This window comes from Longimicrobium sp., from assembly GCF_036554565.1.
In the GTDB taxonomy this organism is placed as follows: Bacteria; Gemmatimonadota; Gemmatimonadetes; order Longimicrobiales; family Longimicrobiaceae; genus Longimicrobium.
Genome location: NZ_DATBNB010000395.1, coordinates 1 through 7,239 on the forward strand (window position 1 = coordinate 1; position 7,239 = coordinate 7,239).

The 7,239-nt window shown below is 72.6% G+C and carries 6 protein-coding genes and 1 pseudogene; 5 read left to right on the forward strand and 2 right to left on the reverse strand.

Features of this window, described 5'->3' with window-relative positions:
• Nucleotides 1–557 (forward strand): annotated as a pseudogene (locus tag VIB55_RS10920) (hypothetical protein); the annotation flags it as partial.
• Nucleotides 558–904: 347 nt separating this feature from the next.
• Here the strand turns inward: VIB55_RS10920 and VIB55_RS10925 are convergent.
• Together VIB55_RS10925 and VIB55_RS10930 are read right to left on the reverse strand one after the other, a co-directional pair.
• Nucleotides 905–1,477 (reverse strand): hypothetical protein, encoded by a 573-nt coding sequence (locus VIB55_RS10925; protein WP_331876693.1) that lies wholly within the window; start codon nucleotides 1,475–1,477, stop codon nucleotides 905–907.
• The gene (locus VIB55_RS10930) at nucleotides 1,474–1,929 is read right to left on the reverse strand and encodes a hypothetical protein (RefSeq protein ID WP_331876694.1); all 456 of its coding nucleotides are present in this window, start codon (nucleotides 1,927–1,929) and stop codon (nucleotides 1,474–1,476) included. Before VIB55_RS10930 ends, VIB55_RS10925 begins: the two co-directional genes overlap by 4 nt.
• Nucleotides 1,930–2,276: 347 nt before the next feature.
• Between VIB55_RS10930 and VIB55_RS10935 the strand changes: the two genes are divergently transcribed.
• The 4 genes from VIB55_RS10935 (at nucleotide 2,277) to VIB55_RS10950 (ending at nucleotide 7,184) form a co-directional block, all read left to right on the forward strand.
• On the forward strand, nucleotides 2,277–3,143 hold the full coding sequence (locus VIB55_RS10935; protein ID WP_331876695.1) for a hypothetical protein: 867 nt from the start codon (nucleotides 2,277–2,279) through the stop codon (nucleotides 3,141–3,143).
• Nucleotides 3,144–3,148: 5 nt separating this feature from the next.
• Complete coding sequence (locus tag VIB55_RS10940) at nucleotides 3,149–4,459, forward strand: hypothetical protein (protein ID WP_331876696.1); 1,311 nt, start codon at nucleotides 3,149–3,151, stop codon at nucleotides 4,457–4,459.
• A 28-nt stretch (nucleotides 4,460–4,487) separates the two neighbouring features.
• On the forward strand, nucleotides 4,488–6,422 hold the full coding sequence (locus VIB55_RS10945) for a hypothetical protein (RefSeq protein ID WP_331876697.1): 1,935 nt from the start codon (nucleotides 4,488–4,490) through the stop codon (nucleotides 6,420–6,422).
• Nucleotides 6,423–6,515: 93 nt separating this feature from the next.
• Nucleotides 6,516–7,184, forward strand: coding sequence for a hypothetical protein (locus VIB55_RS10950; RefSeq protein ID WP_331876698.1), 669 nt, complete (start codon nucleotides 6,516–6,518; stop codon nucleotides 7,182–7,184).
• Nucleotides 7,185–7,239 lie beyond the last annotated feature (55 nt).

Below are 7,239 nucleotides of genomic sequence, written 5' to 3' on the forward strand. Positions count from 1 at the left end.
CCGTGGCTCGCTACCTCGCCGCGCGCGCCGGCCGCTTCCGCACCGGCACCCCCGCCGATCCGCGTCCCCTGATCGCCGCGCTGGAGGAGAACGCCCGCGAGGCCTTGGGTGACGGATGCGCGGGACTCGCGGATGCCGTCCGCCGCCTGGAAGCGCTCCCGGAGCGCGAAGCAGTCATCGCCGACGCGCGGCTACAGGCGCACGAATGGATTCGCGGACAGCACGGCATCGTGAAGGTGGATGCAATCGACCACGGCGCCGGGACGCGGCTTCCCGGCCCCGCCGATTCCGCGTGGGACCTCGCGGGAGCGGCAGTGGAGTTCGGGATGCAGGATGCAGCCGTGGCCGAACTCGTCCGCGCATGCGCCTCTGCGGCGGGCGAGGATGCACGCGCGCTGGCGGCTGCCGTCGCCGCGTACCGCGCGCCCTACGCCGCCGCGTGCCTGGGCGAAGCGACCTTCGCACGCTGGGAAGCGGGATCCGACCACGAGGCACGCGTGCTGGACGACGAGGTGAATCGCTATCGCATGGCGCTCGCGTCGGAACTCGCGCGCTGACTGCGACCCTCCACAAACAGCCTGTGCATCGAGTTGGCAGCACCGGTAACTGCTGGCGCGGATGAGCAGCTAAAGCCGCCGCTTGGAAAGCGGAAAGCCGTGACCCGGGCCGCTACCGCGTCCCGTTCGGGGCTTCACCAGCATGCGCGGGCGGGACGGGCGTGCACCGCAGCAAGGGCGCGCACGACCGTCCGAGCCACACGAAAGCGTGCAGTCCGCGCAGGCGGACTTCGTGTGTTTGTTGCCGCGAATTCATTCGCCCGTGCAGGGTTGGCCCGTGCAGGGTTGAAGCGCGGGCCGCCGGTGGATGCCGGCGGCCCGCGTGTCTTCTCCCGTCGTGACCGCAGTTACTGCGGCGTGATGCTCACGTACTGCTCCAGCCGCGCGACTTCCTGCTCGTTCACGTACTTGCCGATTTCGCGGCGGAACTGCTCGATGTTGCGATAGGGGCGATACTCCTCGAACTCGTGCTGCATCCGCGGGCCCACGCCGGGGATCAGCAGGATCTCTTCCTTGCTCGCCTTGTTCAGGTCGATGGGCTTCCACAGGCGCGTATACACCGAGTCGCGCTGCTGCTCCGTCAGGTTCTGCCCCGCCAGCACCTTGTCTACGGCCGTCATGTCCTGGAACGGCCGCCCCGCCACCAGCGCGTCGGCCATGGCAGGCGTCACGCCCGGAACCCCGAGCAGCTGCTCGCGCGGCGCCGCGTTGGGGTCCAGCATCCCCGTCGTGGCGGCCGGCGCAGGCGCGGCCGGGGCCGGAGCGGCGGGCGCGGCGGCGGCGCCGCTGTCGAACGCGGCGGCGGTGGCCGCGGAGGTGTCCTGCGCGACACCTGCGTCGCCGGACTCGCCGCCTCCGCAGGCGGCCAGCGTCACAAGAAGGGTGGCGGCGAACAGCTTCGCCGGGATGGGTCCGTTCATCGTGTTTCTCCTGAGTTGTTTCGCGCGCCGAGCGCCGGATGCCGGTGCGCCAGAATGAGTCCGAGCAGCCCGAGCTGAATCATCGCTCCAGGCGCCAGCGCGGGCGTGGCGCCGCGAAGGGCGGCCCACACCAGGGCCACGCCGTTCATGGTGGCGTCGGATTCCAGCTCGAACTCCGCGTTGCCGCGGTAATGCAGGTACAACCCCACGAGCCCGGCCGCAACCGCCAGCCCCATCCCCAGCTGGAACAGGCGCACCGTCGCGCGGGTGGGGCGCAGCCCCATCGCCAGCCCGGCCACCACGATGAACGCCAGCACGGCGAGCGGCGTCCACTGCCAGGCGGACTCGAAGTGCTCCAGCAGGAACAGCTCGGCGCCCAGCCCCAGCGCGCCCACCATCACCAGCGCCAGCAGCAGGCGCCGCAGCACGCCCTCGCCCTCCCCTCCCCGCATCGCATTCCCCGTGGACGCCGTCGACCCGTGCTCCCCCGCGCGAGCGCCATCTTGCACTCCCGCCCCGCCGCCGCGAAAGGGTGACCCCGGCGCGAGCGGAAACGTTGGACCCCGCGCGGCCCGGGCACACGCCGAAGCGCACCTCGAAAGCGAGGTGCGCTTCGGCTTTTCCAGTACCGAACCGGCGAAGCGCGCTTCGGCGGCGAAGGGCCGTTCGGCGGGGGTGTCGAAGGGAGCTTCGGATGGGGTCGTTGCAAATCAACGACTTACGACGGCATTGGGGGTGCTTTGTACAGGGCACCGAAGGCACGTTCGCGGTACACCCTCACCCATCCCCTGGAGGCATCATGCACCCGCTGGACCGAACCCTCAACGAACTGGAAACCGGAATCGACGCCCTGGAATCCGACGAGTTCGAGTTCATGAACGAGAACGAGTGGACCCCCGAGACGGACACCGAAGCCGTCTTCGACGAAGTGCAGGAGATGGAGCTGGCGGCCGAGCTGCTGGGCATCCAGTCGGAAGAGGAGCTGGAGCAGTTCTTCGGCAAGCTGGTGAAGGCGGCCGGCAAGTTCATCAAGGGTCCCGTGGGCCAGGCCCTGGGCGGCGTGCTGAAGAACGTGGCGCGCACCGCCCTGCCGGTGGCCGGGGCGGCGCTGGGCAACCTGGTGGCCCCCGGCGTGGGCGGCATGATCGGCGGCAAGCTGGCCTCCATGGCCGGCCGCGCGTTCGGGCTGGAGCTGGAGGGCATGAGCCCGCAGGACCAGGAGTTCGAGGTGGCCCGCCGGATGGTGCGGCTGGGCGGCGAGGCGGCCCGGCAGGCCTCGCGGATGCCCGCTGGACCGCCCGACCGCGTGGCCAAGGACGCCGTGCTGGCCGCGGCGCAGCAGCACGCCCCCGGCCTGCTGGGCGGCGCGGCGGCGGCGGGCGCGCGCGGCGGCGGACGTCCAGGCGGGTGCGCGTGCGGCGGCCGGTGCGGGGGCCAGGGAGGCGGCCCGGCGCGTGACGCCTCGGGGCGCTTCGCCCGCGCGGGCGGCGGCGGGAGCTACCCGGGCGGCGGGGGCTACCCCGGCGGCGGCGGCCGCGGCGGATACCCGGGCGGGAGCCGCGGCGGGTTCGGCGGGGGCGCGCCGGCCGGCTTCGGCAGCCAGGGCGGGGGCCAGCAGGGCAGCTGGTTCCGCCGCAACGGCGCCATCGTGCTGGTGGGGGCCTGACGGCCATGGCCGCCTCGTTCCCCCACTGGCTGCTGGAGCAGGAGGGCCGCGCGCTCCTCACCCGGCTGGCGCGCATCAAGCCCTTTGCGCTGCACGAGCCCATGGTGGCGGCGGCGGCCGCGTCCACCGCCGCGCAGTCGGCCATCGAGCGCTCCCTGGCCGAGGGGCGCCGCGAGCTGCGGGGGCGCGTCACCCGCTTCCTGGAGTGGATCCGCGGGCCCGGCGCCTCCAGCACGCCGGAAGACGCGCAGCGCCGCTTCACCTTCTTGCGGCTGCGCTTCAACGTGGTGCTTTCGCACTTCGACATCTTCGCCGACGTGCTCACCCAGCGCAGCGAGCACGAGACCGGGGTGTGGCTGTCGGGGCTGGACGTGGTGGCCGAGGACGCGCTGGCACTGCCCGGCGTGTACGAGCACCCCCCGGTGGTGTGCTACCTGGACCGCGGCCACGGCGCCGCCATCCGCCGCGCCCGCACCCGCCTTCCCGGCGGGGGAGAAAGCCCGGTGGCCATCATCCGCGTGCCCCGCGAGCGGATGGTGGGAAGCGGCATCGCCTCGTCGCTGGTGCACGAGGTGGGGCACCAGGCCGCCGCCCTGCTGGACCTGGTGAACGAGCTGCGCCCCGCCCTGGGGCGCGCCCGCGCCGCCGCCGGCCCGCTGGCCCCCGCCTGGGTGCTGTACGAGCGGTGGATCTCCGAGATCGTCGCCGACTTCTGGTCCGTCGCGCGGGTGGGCGTGGGGAGCACCACGGGGCTGATGGGGGTGGTGAGCCTGCCCCGGGCCTTCGTCTTCCGCGGCAGCGTCGACGACCCCCACCCCATTCCCTGGGTGCGCGTGCGGCTTTCGTGCGCCATGGGCGCCCAGCTTCACCCCGACCCGCAGTGGGGCGAGCTGTCGCGGGCCTGGGAGCAGTTCTACCCCCTGGGCGACGACGTTCCCGACGAGCAGCGCAGGCAGATCGAGATGTGCGAGCGCGCCATGCCCGCCTTCGTGCGGATGCTGGCCAGCTTTCGCCCCTCGGCGCTGCGCGGGCGCACCCTGGCGCAGGCCATGGAGCCGGGGGCGCGCTCACCCGCCCGGCTGCGCGCCCTGTACCGCGGGGCGGGGGGCAACTTCCAGCGCCTGCGGGGCGGCGCGCCCTCGCTGGTGTTCGCCATCCTGGGCCAGGCCCGGGCAGACGGCGCCATCACCCCCGAGCAGGAAAGCCGGCTGCTGGCCGACCTGCTGACCTTCTGGGCGCTGCGCAGCACCCTGGAAACCACCGACTTCGCCGCCGCGCGCCCGCGGGCCGTGGCCGCGCTGTCCATCACGGGCTAACCGCCCCCGAATCCAGCACGAGGACGAAATGCCGAAAAAGGGACAGGATCCAAACCCGGGCGCGAACCGCGACCCGCACGACGCGGAGGAAACGTTCACGCCCCCGGCGACCTTGCCGCCCATCAGCCACGTGCCCGCGACCGGCACGACGAAGACGGACGGAACGACGACGACCGGGACGACCACGACACCCACGGCCACCGCGGCGACCGGCACCGGTACGACCGACCCCCGGACCACCGCGACGGGCGGCACGGGCGAGGGGGGGACCCCGACGCCCACCTCGCTCCCGCAGCCGCTGAAGGTGACCTTCGACCAGGCCGAGGAGCGCACGTTGAAGACCGCCGCCGACCTCCTGGTGAGCAACGCCGAGGCGATGGGCCAGACGGCGCGCGACATGGTGGACGCGACCTACCTGATCGCCGAAAAGATCAGCGCGTCGCCGGCGCTGTCCACGACGGAGCGCGGCATGACGCTGCGGCGGGCGGGCGAGGTGAACACCGCCACGTCGGAGCTGTGGATCGCCATCGCGGCCCACACCGATGCCATCTCGTTCGACAGCTACGAGCAGTTCATCGAGGACCTGCTGTGCAACCGCACTCCCGGCGACTACCGCGACACGCAGGAGGAGCAGGTCCGCAGCGATCCCGACTCCATGCTGGCGAAGCCGGGCCGCGACCGGATGTTCACGCGGATGTCGGAGCTGCGCCACCTGCCCGGCGGCGAGTTGTACGAGCTGCTGCGCACCGCCACCGAGGCGTTCCTGCTCATCCACACGGGCGTGTACCCGCCGGTGGGCATGAACACGGCCCGGGCCATCGGCGCCAACAGCGCCACCGGGCCCGTGGGCGATCCGTACGACCGGCTGAACACGGGCATCCGGGTGAACGAGCTGGAAAGCAAGCTTTCCGCCTACCTGGGCACCTCGCGCAACAACTACCTGCACGCCATCGCGCGGCAGGGCGCGCTGCGCATCGCCGAGTCGGCGACGGAGCCCAGCAAGTACAATCCGCCGCCGTCGCCGTTCTGCATGGACGAGGGGGCGTTCGTCACCCGGCCGCTGCTGCTGGAGCTGATCTGGAACTACTGGCACGAGGAGGCCATGCTCACGCAGACCACGGCCGCCATCACCCGCCGCTTCCAGAACGTCCGCCGCGCGGGCCCCGGCCCCGACCCCCTGGGAGAGCTGGAGCTTCACCCCCTGCGCGGGCTGAGCGGGTTCCTGTGGGGCTACCTGCGCGACGAGCCCCAGCGGCTGACGGTGGCGCGCCGGGCGTACGAGTACAGCCACCAGTACGGGCTCACGCTGTGGGGCAAGGCGGTGCCGTCGCTGGGGGCGGCCGACCCGCGCCCGCGGTTCCTGGAGGCGTTCCACAACCTGCTGCGCCAGGCCGTGCGCTTCTATCGCGAAGACGCCGACACCACGGTGATCGCCGACGCCTTCCCGGTGCTCAACTCCATCCGCGAAGTGCACCTGGTGCTGGCCGAGGGCGCCCACAACCAGTTCCGCGACCTGCCCTGGACGGCGCGGGTGGAGATGCTGATGCAGCAGTGGCTGCTGGCCCGCCCCGAGATGCGCGAGTTCCTGCGCGGCCGGCAGATGGTGCCGTACCCGGAGGGATGGATGGGGTCCGTCGACGCCATGAAGCGGCTGCAGGGGTGGGGCGACACCAGCGTCATCCACTTCCGCGACCTGGCCCGCTTCGGCGAGCGGCTGCTGCTTTCCATCCGCTACGGCAACTGGACGGAGATCACCAGCCAGGACCACGCGGTCGCCTGGCTGCGGTACTGGAAGGAAGAGGTGCAGGGCTACATCCACTCGTACTTCACCGCCACGGGCGTCAACCTGTCGGACGACGCGGTGGAGGTGAGCAACCGGGCCGACGTGCGCTACGTGCAGCCGTCGTACCACCTGCGCAACCGGCTGCTGGCCTCGCGCCGCGCCCTGAACGCATCGCGCTGAGCCGTTCCCGGCGTGGGGCCGAGCGGCCCCACGCCACCGTCCCGCGGGCCCGGCCCGCGCCAACACACATCTTCTTCCACTGCGGAGGCTACCATGCACAACCTGGATCGCACCCTCAACGAGTTCACCTTTCAGGGCGAGTACGAGGGCGAATACGAGGGCGGCTGGAGCGGCGAAACGTACGGCGAGGTGCTGAACGAGACCGACGAGATGGCGCTCGCCGCCGAGCTGCTCTCGGTGAGCAACGAGTACGAGATGGAGCAGTTCTTCGGCAAGCTGGTCAGCCGGGTTGCGGGCGCCGCCCGCAACTTCGCCCGGTCCGACGCGGGCAAGGCCTTGGGCGGCATTCTCAAGGACGCGGCCGGCAAGGCGCTGCCCGTGGTCGGCGGCGCCATCGGCGGGGCCATCGGCGGCGGGCAGGGGCAGCAGTGGGGCGAGCGCATCGGCACGGGGGTCAAGGGCGTGCTGGGGTGGGAGATGGAGGGCGGCGACGGCGAGATGGAGTTCGAGACGGCGCGCGCCCTGGTGCGCACGGCCACCGACGCCATCCAGGCCCTGGGACAGGGCGCGGCGGTGGGCGCCTCGCCCGTGGCGGCGGCCAAGCAGGTGGCCATCCTGGCGGCCCAGCGGCAGGCGCCGCAGCTGCTGAAGGTGATCGCCACGGCCAGGCCGGGCGGGAACGGCAACGGCGCCGGCGCCGGCGGCGGAGCCAGTGGCCGGTGGGTGCGCGAGGGGAACCGCATCGTGCTGTACGGCGCGTGACCGCCGCGGGGCGGGCGCTCCGGCGCCCGCCCCCTTCCACCCGTTTCCGCGCGCG